Below are 14,991 nucleotides of genomic sequence, written 5' to 3'. Positions count from 1 at the left end.
CGAAGCGGTCAGATGAGGAAGGCGTACTCCGTGAACTCCCAGTCCGTCACTGCCTGTTGGAAGCGTTCGAGCTCGTTGCGCTTGTAGGTGAGGAAGGCCCCGGTGAACTCCGCGCCGAGCAGTCCGGTGAGCGCCTCGTCGGCCTCCAGGGCGTCGAGCGCGGCGGTGAGCGTGCCGGGAAGGCGGGGCGCGGAGCTCTCGTCGTAGCCGTAGCCCTCCAGTGGGGCGGGCGGCTCGGGCTTGTCGCGGATGCCGATGAGCAGCGCGGCGACGGCTCCGGCGATCATCAGGTACGGATTGGCGGACGCGTCGCCGAGGCGCAGCTCGATGCGGGTGCCCGCGCCGCGCTCGGGCGGTACGCGGACCATCGCGCTGCGGTTGTCCAGGCCCCAGTCGACCAGCCAAGGAGCGAGGGTGTCGGGGCCGAAGCGCTTGTAGGAGTTGACGGTCGGGTTGAGCAGGGCGGTGAGCGCGGGGGCGTGCGCGAGGACTCCGGCGATGGCGTGCCGGGCCGTGGCGGAGAGCCCGTCGGGGGCGTCCGGGTCGTCGAAGACGTTGCGCCCCGAGGCGTCGACCAGCGAGATGTGCAGATGGAACCCGGAGCCGCCGAGGCCGTTGAACGGCTTGGCCATGAACGTGGCGAGCCGCCCCTCGCGGCGGGCGGTCTCCTTGACGGCGGCCTTGAAGCGGAAGGCGCGGTCGGCGGCGTCCAGGGCTTCGGAGTGGGTGAGGTTGATCTCGAACTGGCCGCCGTCGAACTCGTGGTTTCCCGCGATGACGCCGATGCCGAGGTCGGCCAACTGGCGCAGGGTGCGCAGGAGATGACCGTCCGGGTCGCCGCGCCTGCCCGCGCTGTAGACGTTGCCGGTGGCGCCGCCGTACGGGGTCCAGCCGCTCGGGGCCGCGGGGTCCGCGTCGCACAGGAAGTACTCCAGCTCGGGCCCGACGACCGGGGTGAGTCCGGCGCCGTCCGTGTACTGGGCGGTGCGGTCGAGCACGCGGCGCAGCAGGGCGCGGGGGGACTCCGGGGCGGGTTCGCCGGTGCGGGGGTCGATGGTGTCGCCGAGGCACCAGGAGACGCCGGGCTCCCAGGGCAGGGGCTGGAGGGTGCGCAGATCCGGATGTACGCAGATGTCCGGCAGGCCCGCGTCGAGTCCGCCCGTGACCGGGACGACGTCGCCCCTGGGAGTGGTGTGGTAGACGGCCCGGCAGAAGGTCAGCCCGTGCTCGCAGGCCCCCGGCAGTTGCCCCACCAGGATGTCGCGGCCCCGGTCGGCCCCGATGAGATCGGGATACACGACCCGCACGACATCGATCCCCCGCTCCTCCAGCCCCCGCACGGCCTCCCGGACTTCCTCGCCCCTGCCGTCCTGCCCTCGTGCGCTCGCTTCGCTCATCCGTGTCCCAGCCTTTCCGGTGAGGGAGGAGGGGGCGGTCCATCGTTTGACTTCAAACGATATGAAGCGCGGAGTTGATGCGCAAGGGGTCACTCCCCAATCCGCGCGGAACGCGCCGATGGGCAGGGGTAGTTGATCGGCGTGGCGCCCTGCGTTTCCCGTGCCGTGGCTCGCGCCCTCGTTCTCGCCCCTCGGCACCGGGGGCTGTGCCCACCCGTTCCGCCGTGCGGAACAATTGCCCACAGCGGGAGCGGCGACGGTCCGCCCCACGCCCAACCCGGCGAGACCCGCACCGTGACAACGTCGCCCCGCCCGAATATCGTACGGGCTCAAACGAATGCCCTCACGTCCGCTCGACGGCGAAGGAGCCCCCAGATGGCCGGAGTTCAAGGATTCTTCCCGCCCAAGAGCGCCACCGGCAGGTCCTCCCTGGTGCCCCCGCCCCCCTGGCACTACTCGGGCGACCTCCTCACCGTCGAGTACCGCACCGACCCCGCCAGGGTCCGCGAACTGCTCCCCGACCCGCTGGAGTTGGCGGAGAGCGACCCCGGAGCCGTCGCACTGATCTGGGCCGACTGGCAGTCCTGCGGCGCGACCCGCGCCGAACTCCTCGACCCCGTACGGGCCCAGTACAAGGAGTGCTTCGCCGTCGTACGGTGCGGATATCGAGGCAAGACGTACTCCCGGTGCGTGTACATCTGGGTCGACAAGGACTTCGCCATCGCCCGAGGCAACCACCAGGGCTACCCGAAGAAGCTCGGCTCCATCCACCTGACCCGCCCCCACCCCTACGGCCCCGCCCCCCGCATCGAGCCCGGCGCGGCCTTCGGCGCCACGCTCGCCGCAGCGGACCGCAGGCTCGCGCAGGCCGTGGTGACCCTGCGCGAACCCTCGGAGAGCAACGGCTTCGTCAACGCCCACCCCATGGCCCACCACCGCCAACTCCCGGCCATCGACGGCAAGGGCCTCGCCCTCGACGAGCTGATCTCCTCGGGCGCCGCCGCCTTCGAGGGCGGCCAACCCTGGGCGGGCGACGCCGACCTCGACCTCTTCGACGCGCCCACGGAGGAACTCGCCGCGCTCTCCGTCGAGGAGCCGATCGGCGCGTACTACCGCCAGGTGGGCGTCACTTGGGAGGGCGGAACGCTGCTGGAGAGGGGTCTGTGACGGAAGGAACGGGCTACCCGTCCCCAGCAGCCCCGCCCTCGGCAGGCCCACCCCCAGCAGCCCCACCCCCCGAGCCCCCGATCCCCGCATAGGCATCGGGCCGCACCCGCCGCAGCCAAAGCCCCCACAAGCTCCCCGCCCCCGCCGCGATCAGAATGAGGCACGGCAGCACCCACCGCAGCGGATTGCCCGACGAAACCCCCAGCTGGACACTGAAGTTGGTGAGCGCGAGCCAGAAGATGACGGCCAGCGCGGCGCCCGAGAGGAGTGGCGCGATCAGCCGGTGCCACAGCGGCTCGGTCAGTTCGGGGCGGCGGACGAAGTAGGCGACGACGGACGCGGACGTGGCGAAGAGCAGCAGGATCACGCCGAGGGCGCCGAGGTTGGTCAGCCAGGTGAAGACGTCGGCCACCGGGTCGCGCCCGGCCAGCGCGAACACCCCGATGACGACGACGGTGACCGCGGTCTGCAACAGGGAGCCGCGGTGCGGAGAGGTGTGCCGGGGGTGCAGCACGCCGAGCGCACGCGGCAGCACGCCCTCCCGGCCCAGTGAACGGGCGTACCGGGCAACGGCGTTGTGGAAGGAGAGCAGCGCCGCGAGCAGGCTGGTGATCAGGAAGAGCTGGGCGAAGTCGGAGAAGACCGTGCCGAGGCTGGAGTCGCTGAGGGTGAACATCATCCGGGGCCCTTGCTCGGCCGCGACCCGGTTCGCGTGGGACGTGCCCGCACCGCTCACCATGGCCCACGCGGTGGCCGCGTAGAAGACCCCGATGAGCCCCACCGCGATGTACGTGGCACGCGCCACCGTCCGGCGCGGATCACGGCACTCCTCGCTGTACAGGGCGGCCGACTCGAAGCCCATGTACGCGGCGAAGACGCAGCACAGCGCCACCCCGAGGGAGCCGTCCGTGGCGGCGCCCCAGGTGAGGGGCGTGGCCGAGACGCCCTCCGGGGCGTGCGTGAACTGGCCGATGTCGAAGACGAGTACGGTGCCGAACTCCAGGACGAGCAGGACCGCGAGCACCCGCACGCCCACGTCGACGCGCCGGTAGCCGAGCGCGCCGACGACCACCGTGCACGCGAGCACGAGCACCCACCAGGGGATCTCCACGCCGGTGCGGGCGTCGATGAACTCCGCGGTGGTGGCGCCGAAGAGGCCCGCGATGCCGATCTGCATGGCGTTGTACGAGAGCAGCGCGACGAAGGCCGCGCCCACGCCGGGCGTACGGCCGAGCCCCTGCGCGGTGTAGGCGTAGAAGGCCCCCGCACCGGTGATGTGCCTGCTCATCGCCGCGTAACCGGCGCTGAAGAGCCCGAGCACGACGGCTGTCATGAGGTAGAGCAGGGGTATCCCGAGGACGCCCGTGACACCGAGGGACTGCGGGACACCGCCCGCGGCGACGGTGAGCGGCGCGGACGCGGCGACGACGACGAAGACGATGCCCGCGACGCCGATGCGGCGTTCGGGGACGGTGGTGGCGGTGAGGGGAGGTGCGGGCGAGGCCGAGCCTTGATGGTCGAGAGCCATGACGGGACTCCGGGGAGAGGAGGGCGCATCCACGGGGAACGCGATATCGTTTGAGCCCGTACGAATTCGAATGGCGCTGATGGTACGGACGCCCCTGTGCCCGGGCAAGAGTCCTCAAGAGGTCTTGGGAGACTGGAAACGCACACGGGCATCACCGGAACCACCCCAAGCCGTCGGACCGAGGAGACACGCACGTGACGGGCCAACGCTCCATCCGCGACACCGAGAAGGCGGTCAGGGCCAAGCTCGGCGGCACCCCCGTCAAGCACGAGCAGATGGCCGCCGTCTCGAACATCTACCGAGCGGCCTCCGCCGTCCGGCAGCACTTCGAGAACTCGGTGCTGCGCGGCGCCGAACTGACCTGGACGTCGTTCGTGGTGCTCTATGTCGTCTGGATCTGGGGCGAGATGGAGACCCGGTACGTCGCGGAGGAGGCGGGCATCTCCAAGGGCACGCTCACCGGCGTCGCGAGGACCCTCGCGGGCCGCGGCCTCCTGGAGCGCCGCGGCCACCCCGACGACGGGAGGCTCGCGCTGCTTCGCCTCACCGACGAGGGGGAGCGGCTGATGGGGGAGGTGTTCCCCGCGTTCAACGCGGAGGAGGTCTTCGTCACCGAGGGGCTGACCGACGCCGAGTGCGAAGTCCTCGCGGACCTGCTGCGGAAGATCGTCGTGCGTACGGAGGACAAGGGGGAGGAACGTCGCCTGGAGCTCCTTGACGGGGCGGAGCCTGCCCCGCGCAGGAGCGGTCGCCGGGCACGCGTGGACGGCTGAGACGGGCCCCGTAAGGGGCGCGGGGAACTGCGCGAGCGGCCACGACGTGCGCGCGGTCGCGTCTGCCTCCGGCGGGAGTACGGCGAGTGCGGCTCTGACCTCGGTTGCTCGCGCAGTTCCCCGCGCCCCTTACGGGGCGCCCCAGCTCCCCGCCGACCGGACCAGCCCCGTGAACAGCCCCTGCTGCGACGCATCCGTGGCCGCCGTGTCCTCCGGGTGCCACTGCACCGCCGCGAACCACCCCGCCCCGCCCACGAGTTCGAGCGCCTCCACCGTCCCGTCCGCCGCCCACGCCGTGGGTTCAAGGCCCCGACCGGCCAGGTCCACGCACTGGTGGTGGTAGCAGGAGGCATCCACCTTCTCGGCGCCGAGCGCACGCGCCACCGTGGAGCCGGCGGCCACCCGTACCGGATGCACCTTGTGGCGGTGGTCCGAGGCGGGCCCGCCCATGTCCTGCCGCAACGTGCCGCCGAGCGCGACGTTCACCACCTGCATGCCCCGGCAGACCGCGAGCGTCGGCAGGCCGCGGGCCAGTGCGCAGCGGGCGAGCGCGAGATCGAAGTCGTCCTGCGCGTCGTCCACGTCGTACACGGAACGGTGCACGTCGGACCCGGTGGCGTACCGCCAGGGCGCGAGGTCCCCGCCCCCTGGCAGCAGCAGCCCCGCGCAGCGGGCGAGGCGGGCGGCGGCCTCGTCGGGCGGGCCCGGATGCATCATGAACGGCTCGCCGCCCGCGCGGAACACCGCGTCGGCCAGGGCCCGCGCGGTGACGACGGCCGCGTAGCGCAGGGCGGAGGTCGAGGCCGCGTACCGCTGGGGGAGGGCGATCAGGGGGCGGGTACGGGGCCGGGGGCGGGTGTGGACGTCACCGCGGCCGGGGACCGGTCCTCGGCTCACAGCTGGATCCACGTCGTCTTGAGCTCCGTGTACTTCTCCAGGGCGTGGGCCGACTTGTCCCGCCCGTGCCCCGACTGCTTGTAGCCGCCGAAGGGCACCGTCAGATCACCCTCCTCGTAGCAGTTGACCCAGACCGTGCCCGCCCGCAGCCGTCGCGCCACCGTGTGCGCGGCCGACAGGTCCGAGGTCCACAGACCCGCCGCGAGCCCGTACTCGGTGTCGTTGGCGAGCGCGACCGCCTCGTCCAGGGTCTCGAAGGTGAGCACGGAGAGGACGGGGCCGAAGATCTCCTCGCGGGCCAGGGCCATGCCGGGGGTGACCCGGTCGAGGACGGTGGGGTCGAAGTAGGCGCCGCCGGGGACGACGTGGCGCGGCGAGCCGCCCGCCCGCAGCCGCGCCCCCGCGTCGGCGCCCCTGCGCACGTGCTCCTGGACGGTCGCGACCCGGGCGGCGCCCGCGAGCGCGCCCATCTCGGTGGCGGGATCGAGCGGATCGCCGACCCGCAGCGTCCCGGCCCGCGCGACGACCGCGTCCGTCACCTCGTCGGCCACCGAGGCGTGCACGAGGAGGCGCGAGGGCGCCGTGCACATCTCGCCCTGGTTGAAGAAGATCCCCCAGGCGGCGGTGGCCGCCGCGGTCGCGAGGTCGGGGGCGTCGGGCAGCACGATGTTCGGTGACTTGCCGCCGAGTTCGAGCCAGACCCGCTTGAGGTTGGAGTCGGCGGCGTAGCGCAGGAAGTGCCTGCCGACGGCCGTGGACCCGGTGAACGCGATGACGTCCACGTCCGGGTGCGTGCCGAGCGCGCGGCCCGCGGTCGGCCCGCCGCCCGCGACGACGTTCAGGACGCCGGGCGGCAGACCCGCCTCGTCGGCGATCCTGCCGAGCGAGAGCGCGGAGAGGGGCGTGAGTTCGGAGGGCTTGAGGACGACCGTGCAGCCCGCGGCGAGCGCGGGGGCGACCTTCCAGGCGGCGAGCGTGAGTGGGAAGTTCCACGGCACCACCGCGCCCACCACGCCCGAGGGCTCCCGGGTGACGAGCGCGAGCGCGCCGGGGCCGGTGTGCGGGGACTCGTCGGTGAGCTTGTCGGCGAGCTGGCCGTACCAGCGGAACGTGCCTGCGAGCGCGCGCAGTTCGACCCCGTGGGACTCGGTGATCGGCTTGCCGTTCTCCAGGGTGACGGTGAGGGCGAGTTCGGCGCGGTGCTCCTCGACGAGATCGGCGATCCGCAGCAGCACACGGCCGCGTTCGACCGGGGACATGCGCGGCCAGGGCCCGCTGTCGAAGGCGCGGCGGGCGGCGGCGACCGCGAGGTCCACCTCCTTCTCGCCGCCGTCGGCGACGAGTGCGACGACGCGTCCGTCGCGCGGTGAGACGACGGGGAACGCGCTGCCCGAGCCGTCCACGTCCGCGCCCGCGACGCGGTGCCTGGTGGGCAGGCGGGGGATCAGGGCGTCGGCCTCGCCGAGCCAGTCCTGGTGGCCGCGGGCGGCCGGGGCTTCGTCGTGCGGCATGGCTGCCTCCCGGAAGGGTCCGGCATTTCGTTTGAGTTCAAACGGTATCTCAACAGGCTGATGCCTACGAGGGGTTGACCCCGCGGTCCCGCCGCTCCTAACGTTGTTTGGGTTCAAACGAACTGGAGGTCGCGATGGCTCCCCCCGAGCTCCCTGACACGGCGACCGTCGCCGGTGTCCCCGTCGACACCCGGCACTGGATCGGCGGCACCCGCGTCGCGTCGGTACGGGACGCCACGGATTCCGCGACCGCCGCCACCTTCACCGACCACTCGCCCATCGACGGCGCCCCGCTCGCCGAGATAGCGCGCGGCGGCCCCGGCGAGGCACGCGCCGCCGTGGCCGCCGCCCTCGAAGCGTTCCCCGGCTGGGCCGCGACGCCCCCCGCCGAGCGCGCCAGGTCGCTGCACGCCGTCGCCGACGGGGTCGAGGCCCGCGCCGACGAGCTCGCCCGCGTCGAGACCGCCGACAATGGCGCCCTGCTCCGCTCGCACCGCCGCGGCGTCATGCCCCGCGTCGCCCACAACCTGCGCTACTTCGCCGACCGCCTCCTCGCCCTCGGGCACGACGACTTCGACACGCGCGGGCACACGAACCACGTCAGCTGGGACCCGGCGGGCCCCGCCGTCCTCATCACCCCGTGGAACGCCCCGCTGATGCTGGCCAGTTGGAAGATCGCCCCGGCGCTCGCCGCGGGGAACACCGTGATCCTCAAGCCCGCCGAGTGGACCCCGCTGACCGCCTCGCTCTTCGCGGACATCACCCACGACGCGGGCCTGCCGCCCGGCGTCTTCAACGTCGTGCAGGGGTACGGTCCCGAGGCGGGCGCCCCTCTCGTCGCCGACCCCCGCGTACGCCGCGTCAGCTTCACCGGATCCGTGCCGACCGCGCGCCGCATCGCCGCGGCCGCCGCCGAGAACCTGGTGCCGTGCAGCTTCGAACTGGGCGGCAAGTCACCGCTGTTGGTCTTCGCCGACGCCGACCTGGAGCGCGCTGCTGACCTCGCCGTCGAGCAGTACGACAACGCGGGCCAGGTCTGCCTCGCGGCCACCCGCATCCTCGTCGAGGAGCCGGTGCGGGACGCCTTCCTCGGCCTGTTCATGGACCGGGTAGCGGAGTTGAGGCAGGGCGACCCGCGCGACGAGGCGACCGGCATCGGGCCCAACATCCATCCCCGGCACATCGACCGCGTCGACGGGTTCGTGCGCCGAGCCCTGGAAGCGGGCGCCAAGGCTGTCATAGGCGGCGGCCCCAACACCGAGCTGGGCGGTACCTACTACCTGCCGACCCTCCTCACCGACGTCGCCCAGGACTCCGAGATCGTCCAGGAGGAGGTCTTCGGTCCCGTCCTGACCCTCCAGACCTTCCCCGAGGGCGACGAGGACGAGGCCGTGCGCCTGGCCAACGGCACCCGCTTCGGCCTCGCCGCCACCCTCGCCACCGGCGACCGCGCCCGCGCCGAGCGGATCACCGCGCGCCTCGTCGCGGGCACGGTCTGGGTCAACTGCTTCTTCGTACGCGACCTTTCGGCACCCTTCGGCGGCTCGCGCCAGTCCGGCGTGGGACGCGAGGGCGGCGACTGGTCCTTCGACTTCTACTGCGATCTGAAGAACACCGTGACCGCACCAGGGGGATGGGGGGAGGCCCGCCGTGGGTGAGATCGTCGGGGCGGGCCTCCTCGCCCACGTGCCGACCATCGTGCTGCCCGAGCAGACCCGCAAGGAACTCAACGAGGGCCGCGAGATCAGCCTCGTCCCAGGGCTGCGCAGGCTGCGTGCCGAGGTCTTCGAGGAGCTCGACTACGACACCGTGGTCGTCCTCGACTCGCACTGGGCCACCACCGTCGAGTTCGTGGTCACCTCGCACCGGCGCCGCGCCGGACTCTTCACCTCCGAGGAGCTGCCGCGCGGCATGTGCCGGATGCCGTACGACTACCCGGGCGATCCCGAACTCGCCCGCAGCATCGCCGACTTCGCCGACCGGCACGGCACCTGGATCACCCCGATCGAGGATCCCTTCCTGCCCGTGTACTACGCCACCATCAATCTGTGGAAGTACCTGGGCGACGGCCTCCCCGACAAGAAGTGGATCTCGATCGGGGTCTGTCAGACCGGCGATGTGGAGGACCACCTGCGCCTCGGCCGCGCGCTCGCCGACGGCGTCGCGGCGCTCCCGGGCCGCCGGGTCCTCCTCATCGCGTCCGGAGCGCTCTCCCACACGTTCTGGCCGCTGCGCGAACTGCGCGCGCACGAGTCCAGCGACCCGTCCCACATCCGCACCCCCGAGGCCCGCGCCGCCGACGAGCGCCGCATCGCGTGGTTCGAGCGCGGCGAGCACGCCCAAGTCCTCGCCACCATGCCGGAGTTCCTCACCCACAGGCCCGAGGCGCGCTTCGGCCACTACCTGATGATGATCGGCGCGCTCGGCGAGGACCGCTGCACCGCGCCCGGCCGCCCCTACAGCGCCTACGAGAACTCGGTCGGCACGGGCCAGATGCACCTGTGGTTCGACCGCCCCGCCGAGGGCTGGACCGGCACCTCGGACCCCGACCCGAGTGAGGCCGCCGCATGACCTCCCGAGCCACCACCATCGAGTACCGCCGCGTCCTGCTCGACGGGGCCGCCGTCCAGGTCGTGCGCGAGGGCGACGAGCTGATCGCCCCCGACGGCCGAACGGTCAAGGCGTCCGAGGCGCACCACCTGCCGCCCGTCACCCCCTCCAAGGTGATCGCCGTCCACCTCAACCACCGCAGCAGGGTCGCCGAGTTCGGGGTGACGCTGCCGCCCGCGCCCACCTACTTCCACAAGCCGGTCTCCGCGCTCAACAGCCACGGCGGCGCCGTCGTGCGCCCCGAGGGCTGCAAGTACCTCAACTACGAGGGCGAGATCGGCATCGTCATCGGCCGCACCTGCCGCAACGTCGCCCCTGCGCAGGCGGGTTCGTACATCGCGGGCTTCACCGTCGCCAACGACTACGGCCTGCACGACTTCCGCGACACCGACGCCGGTTCGATGCTCCGCGTCAAGGGCTCCGACACGCTCTGCCCGCTCGGCCCCGGCCTGGTCACCGGCTGGGACTTCCACGGCAAGTACCTGCGGACGTACGTCAACGGCGAGCTCGTGCAGGACGGTTCGACCGACGAGATGGAGTGGGACATGCACTACCTCGTCGCCGACATCGCCCGCACCATCACCCTGGAACCGGGCGACGTCCTGCTCTCCGGGACGCCCGCGGGGTCCCGCCCCGTCCGCCCCGGCGACACCGTCGAGGTCGAGGCCGAGGGCCTCGGCCGCCTCACCAACCACATCGTCACCGGCCCCACGGCCATCCGCACCGACGTCGGCGCCCAGCCCACCGAGTCCGAGGAGGTCCGCTCCACGGCCCTCGGCGGCGACTGGGAACTGAGAGGCGTCCGCGCACCGCGCCGCTAGCACGACAGGCCCCATATCCCGTACGCCTGAACGGAGTTCAGATGGTCAAGGTCACCGTCGACATGGATGTCTGCCAGAACCACGGGCAGTGCGTCTTCGCCGCGCCGGACATCTTCCGGATCGACGAGGACGGCCGCCTCGCGTACGTGGCGTCGCCCGACGCCGCGCTGCGCGACGACGCGGAGGACGCCGCCGACGTCTGCCCGTTGCAGGCCATCCGGGTCGAGGGCTGAGGCATGGCGGGGGCGGGCATCGCCGTCGTCGGGGCCTCACTCGGCGGTCTGCGCGCCGCCGAACAACTGCGTGCCGCGGGCTGGCGCGGCACCATCACGCTCTTCGGGGACGAGCCCCATCTGCCGTACAACAGGCCCCCGTTGTCGAAGGAGGTGCTCGCGGGCGAGGCGCCCGCTTCCGGCACCCAACTGCGTCGCCGCCCGAGCGTCGAGGACGTCGAGTGGCGACTGGGCACGGCCGTCGCGACAGCCGATCTCACCGCGCGAACACTCACGCTGGCCGACGGCCGTGTCCATCCGTACGAGGGTCTGGTGGCCGCGACGGGGGTGCGGCCACGCAGGCTCCCGCTGCCCGGGGGCCCGCCCCGGCACGTCGTCCGCACGCTGGAGGACTCGGCGGCCCTCGCCGCGGAGCTGGTGGCGGGCGCCCGGGTACTGGTGATCGGTTCCGGCTTCATCGGCTGCGAGGTGGCCGCGACCGCGCGCACGGCGGGCTGCGAGGTCACGGTCGTCGCCCCGGAGTCCGAGCCGATGGTCCTCGCGATCGGCGAGGACCTCGCACGGGCGCTGCGCCACCGCCACGAGGCACGCGGCGTGCGCTTCCGGATGGGCCACCTGGCCACCGCGCTGACGCCCCGGGGCGCGGTGCTCGACGACGGCACGGAACTCGACGCCGACGTGCTCGTCGAAGCGGTCGGCTCCCTGCCCAACACCGAATGGCTCGCGGCGACCCCCGGACTCGACCTCACCGACGGCATCCTCTGCGACGCCCACCTGCGCATCGGCGGCCTCCCGCACGCGGTGGCCGTCGGCGACGTCGCCCGCTTCCCCAACCCGCGCTACGGCCCGCTCCCGCGCCGCGTCGAACACTGGTCGGTCCCCGGCGACACCGCACGCCACGCGGCCCGCACCCTCCTCGCGGCCCTCACCGACACCTCGCGCGACCCGGCCCCCTGCGCCCCGCTCCCGTCCTTCTGGAGCGACCAGTTCACCCTCCGCCTCCAGTCCTTCGGCCAGCCCGCACTCGCCGACCGCGCCGAACTCCTCTCAGGAGACCCGGAGTCGGCGGACGGCGACCTGCTCTACGGCTACTACCTGGGCGAGCGGCTCATCGGAGTGGCGGCGCTCGGCGGCCCGGCAGCGGCGGCGGCAGCGGCCCGCCACCGCGCGGAACTGATGACCCTGCCCGAGCCGGTGGTCTGACAGAATCCGCCCCTCCGGCGCCGCGATCGAGCCAACCACCGCGAATGCGTTGACGTGACCGACCCGTGTGCGTGAGGTTCTCCAGCGCTGGTCAGGTCGATCAGCGGGGAGGGGTTCACGATGACGTCATCCGGCATGTCCACCGACCGGCTCAGACCGAGCCGACGGACGGTTCTGCTCGGCCTCGCGGCCTCCGCGGCCACGTCGGTGGTGGCGGCGCCCACGGCGTGGGCGGATCCGGCGCCGTACGAGGCGGTCCACTACTGGAGCAAGATCTTCGAGGACACCGTGAAGAAGGTGGGCGGCGCGCCGGGCCCGATCACCCGCGCCGTGGCCATCATGCACCTGTCGATGTACGACGCGGCGAACTCCGTCACCCCCATCGGCCGCCCCTACCTCGCCAAGCAGCCGCTCTCCGGGCCCACGTCGCTGAACGCGGCCATCGCCACCGCCGCGTACACGGTGCTGCGCGGCCTGTTCCCGTCCGTCTACTTCGACGGGAACTACGGCTTCGCGCTGTCCCAGGACGCCGCGTCCGTGCCGCAGGCCGACAAGGACCGAGGGGCGGTCCTGGGGCGGGCCGCCGCCGAGGCGCTGCTGAAGGCGCGCGCCGACGACGGTTCGAACGCCTCCGCCACGTACACGCCCGACGGCGTGCCGGGGGCCTGGCGGCCGACCGGGCGTGAGGCCGCCGCGACGCCCCAGTGGGGCAACGTACGGCCGTTCGGCCTGACCGCGCCCGCTCAGTTCCGCCCCCCTCTGCCCGGCGGCTTCACCACGTACGACGCCCTGCTGCGCAGCACGCAGTACGCGGACCAGGTCAACGAGGTGCGCGTGCTGGGCGGGCACGCCGACACCCCGGTCACCCAGGTGACCCGCACCGCCGACCAGACCCAGATCGCGGGCTTCTGGGCCAACGACCTGGACGGCACCTACAAGCCCCCGATGCAGCTGTTCCAGCACACGCGCATCATCGCCCGCAAGTACGCGCTGAACGTCACCCAGAACGCCCGGCTCTTCGCCCTGCTCGGCGCCGCGCTCGCCGACGCGGGCATCGCCTGCTGGGACGCGAAGTACAACACGGCCATCGACCTGTGGCGGCCGGTGTCCGCGATCACCCTCGCCGACACCGACGCCAACGCGTCGACCCCGCACGACCCGGCCTGGCGCCCGCTGTCCTCGTACGCCGACGGCACGAGCTTCACGCCGCCGTTCCCCGCGTACGTCTCCGGGCACGCCACGTTCGCGGGCGCGTGGTCACGCGTCCTGCAGACCCACTTCAACACCGACGCCATCACCTTCTCGGCGACGACGACGGACACTTACGAGGGCGGCATCACCCGCCGCTTCACCACCCTGTCCGCGGCGGCCGACGAGAACGCCCGCAGCCGCGTCTACCTGGGCGTCCACTACCGCTGGGACTCCGAACAGGGCCTGCGGCTGGGCGACTCGGTCGCCCGGCACGTCACGGACACGCTGCTGTAGCCGCACGGCATGCCGAAGGGGCAGCACCTCCGCACAAGGTGTGCAAGCCGACTTCCTGACCTGGGAAGTCGGCTCTTCCCTCGCCTCTGAGGGCACTTTAAGGGCACTCAGTTGAGAGCCGCCTCCATCATGTCGGCCGTCTCGTCGACGTCTGCCTCCCAGAGATGGGTGTAGACGTTGAGCGTGATCGACGGCTTGGCGTGACCGAGTCGCCTCTGGACCTGCTTCGGCGTCGCCCCGTTCTTGATCAGCACCGACGCGTAGAAGTGCCGCAGGTCGTGCAGCGTCGTGTCCTCGGGAACGCGAACCTTGCTGCCGGACCTCTCCAGGTAGGCGTTTGCCCGCTTGATGTTGCGCGCCCACACCTTCGACCAACTGCCGCGTCGGATCGGCTGCCCCGTCGCACTGGTGTAGAGCAGCCGCACACGACGCCACACGGGTTTCCGCGGGTTCGTCCGATCCTCAATGCTTACGACCTGTGGCGGGAATTGCTCGCGATGCCGCGCGACCTCGTCGATGACAGAACGCCCTTGCGGAACTGTCCTGTAGCTCTGCTTGGTCTTCGGCTCTCCGAGGTACGGCACCCCCTTGTCGGGACCGATCATCTGCTGCTTCACCGTGACCGCCTCGGCTGGCTCCGAGTCTTCCAGTCCGAACAACTCCCCTTGCCGAAGCCCCGTGGCGGCGGCCTGCTTCACCAGCGCCCGATAACGGGGCGACGCCGTGACGATCAGCGCCTTCGCGGCATCCGGGTGGAGTGGGTGAATCTCCGGATAGAAGATTTCGGGAGGCTTCAGCCCTTCCCAGGGATACTTCGGGATGATGCCTTCCTGGTGGGCCATCTTCAGGATGCTCGTGCAGACATTCCAGGGCGTCGCAAAGGTCGACGGGGCGATGACCGTGGACCGCTCTTTGATCCACTTCCGGCCGTCAGTGCGCTGGATGCTACCGATCTGCCGGTTGCCGAACATCGGATAAATGTGTAGTCGTAGGGCCCGTTCGACGTTCGTGTCGGTCCGCTCACGATGTACGGCCGTCTCCTGCCAGCGCTCAGCGACAGCCTTGAACTTCTGCTTGCCAAGCTCGCGGTTCACGAACGTGCCGCCATCGAGTTCGGTCTTCACCTTGGCGGCCCTGGACTCCGCGGCCGTCCTCTTCTCGAAGTTCTCCTTGCACTGCTTGCCGGACAGATCTCGGTAGCGCACCTGCCAGCGCTTCCCGACTCCATGCTCTGCGCTGGGGTACACGGTCGCCGTTTTTGTGCTGTGTGCTTCGCACGGCTTGCCGTCGGCTGACGGTCGGGACAGGTGCCAGCGGTCATACACGTCCGCCATCGGCTCCCCTCCCGCCAGAGCAAGCCGAGGCA

Annotated in this window: 13 protein-coding genes; 8 read left to right on the top strand and 5 right to left on the bottom strand. The window is 71.8% G+C overall.

The features are described 5' to 3' along the window. Nucleotides 1-8: 8 nt before the first annotated feature. A complete protein-coding gene (locus tag KY5_RS13075) occupies nt 9-1,397 on the bottom strand; it encodes a glutamine synthetase family protein (RefSeq protein ID WP_098242409.1) in 1,389 nt (462 codons plus the stop codon). A 375-nt stretch (nt 1,398-1,772) separates the two neighbouring features. Between KY5_RS13075 and KY5_RS13070 the strand changes: the two genes are divergently transcribed. After that, complete coding sequence (locus tag KY5_RS13070) at nt 1,773-2,564, top strand: acetoacetate decarboxylase family protein (protein WP_098242408.1); 792 nt, start codon at nt 1,773-1,775, stop codon at nt 2,562-2,564. A gap of 13 nt (nt 2,565-2,577) precedes the next feature. Here KY5_RS13070 and KY5_RS13065 read toward each other — a convergent pair whose 3' ends face one another. Further along, a complete protein-coding gene (locus tag KY5_RS13065) occupies nt 2,578-4,092 on the bottom strand; it encodes an APC family permease (protein ID WP_098242407.1) in 1,515 nt (504 codons plus the stop codon). Nucleotides 4,093-4,286: 194 nt separating this feature from the next. On the opposite strand from KY5_RS13065, the gene KY5_RS13060 reads away from it, so the two are divergent. After that, nucleotides 4,287-4,865, top strand: coding sequence for a MarR family winged helix-turn-helix transcriptional regulator (locus KY5_RS13060; protein ID WP_098242406.1), 579 nt, complete (start codon nt 4,287-4,289; stop codon nt 4,863-4,865). A 129-nt stretch (nt 4,866-4,994) separates the two neighbouring features. On the opposite strand, the gene KY5_RS13055 is transcribed toward KY5_RS13060, so the two are convergent. Both KY5_RS13055 and KY5_RS13050 read right to left on the bottom strand, forming a co-directional pair. Continuing rightward, complete coding sequence (locus KY5_RS13055; protein WP_098242405.1) at nt 4,995-5,762, bottom strand: gamma-glutamyl-gamma-aminobutyrate hydrolase family protein; 768 nt, start codon at nt 5,760-5,762, stop codon at nt 4,995-4,997. Further along, nucleotides 5,759-7,273 carry an aldehyde dehydrogenase gene (locus KY5_RS13050; protein WP_098242404.1) on the bottom strand — a complete coding sequence of 505 codons (1,515 nt, stop codon included), beginning with the start codon at nt 7,271-7,273 and terminating at the stop codon, nt 5,759-5,761. The genes KY5_RS13055 and KY5_RS13050 overlap by 4 nt, the downstream gene beginning before the upstream one ends. A 134-nt stretch (nt 7,274-7,407) precedes the next feature. Between KY5_RS13050 and KY5_RS13045 the strand changes: the two genes are divergently transcribed. The 6 genes from KY5_RS13045 to KY5_RS13020 all read left to right on the top strand — a co-directional run bounded on the left by KY5_RS13045 (nt 7,408) and on the right by KY5_RS13020 (nt 13,625). Then, nucleotides 7,408-8,931, top strand: a complete 1,524-nt coding sequence (locus KY5_RS13045; protein WP_098242403.1) for an aldehyde dehydrogenase — start codon at nt 7,408-7,410, stop codon at nt 8,929-8,931. Beyond that, complete coding sequence (locus KY5_RS13040; protein WP_098242402.1) at nt 8,924-9,844, top strand: 3,4-dihydroxyphenylacetate 2,3-dioxygenase; 921 nt, start codon at nt 8,924-8,926, stop codon at nt 9,842-9,844. Before KY5_RS13045 ends, KY5_RS13040 begins: the two co-directional genes overlap by 8 nt. Beyond that, nucleotides 9,841-10,704, top strand: a complete 864-nt coding sequence (locus tag KY5_RS13035; protein ID WP_098242401.1) for a fumarylacetoacetate hydrolase family protein — start codon at nt 9,841-9,843, stop codon at nt 10,702-10,704. The genes KY5_RS13040 and KY5_RS13035 overlap by 4 nt, the downstream gene beginning before the upstream one ends. A gap of 41 nt (nt 10,705-10,745) precedes the next feature. Continuing rightward, nucleotides 10,746-10,937, top strand: a complete 192-nt coding sequence (locus KY5_RS13030) for a ferredoxin (protein WP_098242400.1) — start codon at nt 10,746-10,748, stop codon at nt 10,935-10,937. Between the two features lie 3 nt (nt 10,938-10,940). Further along, complete coding sequence (locus KY5_RS13025; protein WP_098242399.1) at nt 10,941-12,140, top strand: NAD(P)/FAD-dependent oxidoreductase; 1,200 nt, start codon at nt 10,941-10,943, stop codon at nt 12,138-12,140. Nucleotides 12,141-12,260: 120 nt separating this feature from the next. Continuing rightward, nucleotides 12,261-13,625 carry a vanadium-dependent haloperoxidase gene (locus KY5_RS13020; RefSeq protein ID WP_098242398.1) on the top strand — a complete coding sequence of 455 codons (1,365 nt, stop codon included), beginning with the start codon at nt 12,261-12,263 and terminating at the stop codon, nt 13,623-13,625. Between the two features lie 107 nt (nt 13,626-13,732). Here KY5_RS13020 and KY5_RS13015 read toward each other — a convergent pair whose 3' ends face one another. Then, on the bottom strand, nt 13,733-14,959 hold the full coding sequence (locus KY5_RS13015) for a tyrosine-type recombinase/integrase (RefSeq protein WP_098242397.1): 1,227 nt from the start codon (nt 14,957-14,959) through the stop codon (nt 13,733-13,735). Nucleotides 14,960-14,991 lie beyond the last annotated feature (32 nt).

Origin of the sequence: Streptomyces formicae, from assembly GCF_002556545.1 — a bacterium.
Classification (GTDB): domain Bacteria; phylum Actinomycetota; class Actinomycetes; order Streptomycetales; family Streptomycetaceae; genus Streptomyces; species Streptomyces formicae_A.
This window is presented reverse-complemented; position numbering and strand designations above follow the sequence as displayed.

What these genes read in the sequence shown, in the direction of transcription:
- KY5_RS13075 (WP_098242409.1), bottom strand. Translation starts at nt 1,397, where the DNA reads ATGAGCGAAGCGAGCGCACGAGGGCAGGACGGCAGGGGCGAGGAAGTC.
- KY5_RS13070 (WP_098242408.1), top strand. Translation starts at nt 1,773, where the DNA reads ATGGCCGGAGTTCAAGGATTCTTCCCGCCCAAGAGCGCCACCGGCAGG.
- KY5_RS13065 (WP_098242407.1), bottom strand. Translation starts at nt 4,092, where the DNA reads ATGGCTCTCGACCATCAAGGCTCGGCCTCGCCCGCACCTCCCCTCACC.
- KY5_RS13050 (WP_098242404.1), bottom strand. Translation starts at nt 7,273, where the DNA reads ATGCCGCACGACGAAGCCCCGGCCGCCCGCGGCCACCAGGACTGGCTC.
- KY5_RS13045 (WP_098242403.1), top strand. Translation starts at nt 7,408, where the DNA reads ATGGCTCCCCCCGAGCTCCCTGACACGGCGACCGTCGCCGGTGTCCCC.
- KY5_RS13035 (WP_098242401.1), top strand. Translation starts at nt 9,841, where the DNA reads ATGACCTCCCGAGCCACCACCATCGAGTACCGCCGCGTCCTGCTCGAC.
- KY5_RS13030 (WP_098242400.1), top strand. Translation starts at nt 10,746, where the DNA reads ATGGTCAAGGTCACCGTCGACATGGATGTCTGCCAGAACCACGGGCAG.
- KY5_RS13025 (WP_098242399.1), top strand. Translation starts at nt 10,941, where the DNA reads ATGGCGGGGGCGGGCATCGCCGTCGTCGGGGCCTCACTCGGCGGTCTG.
- KY5_RS13020 (WP_098242398.1), top strand. Translation starts at nt 12,261, where the DNA reads ATGACGTCATCCGGCATGTCCACCGACCGGCTCAGACCGAGCCGACGG.
- KY5_RS13015 (WP_098242397.1), bottom strand. Translation starts at nt 14,959, where the DNA reads ATGGCGGACGTGTATGACCGCTGGCACCTGTCCCGACCGTCAGCCGAC.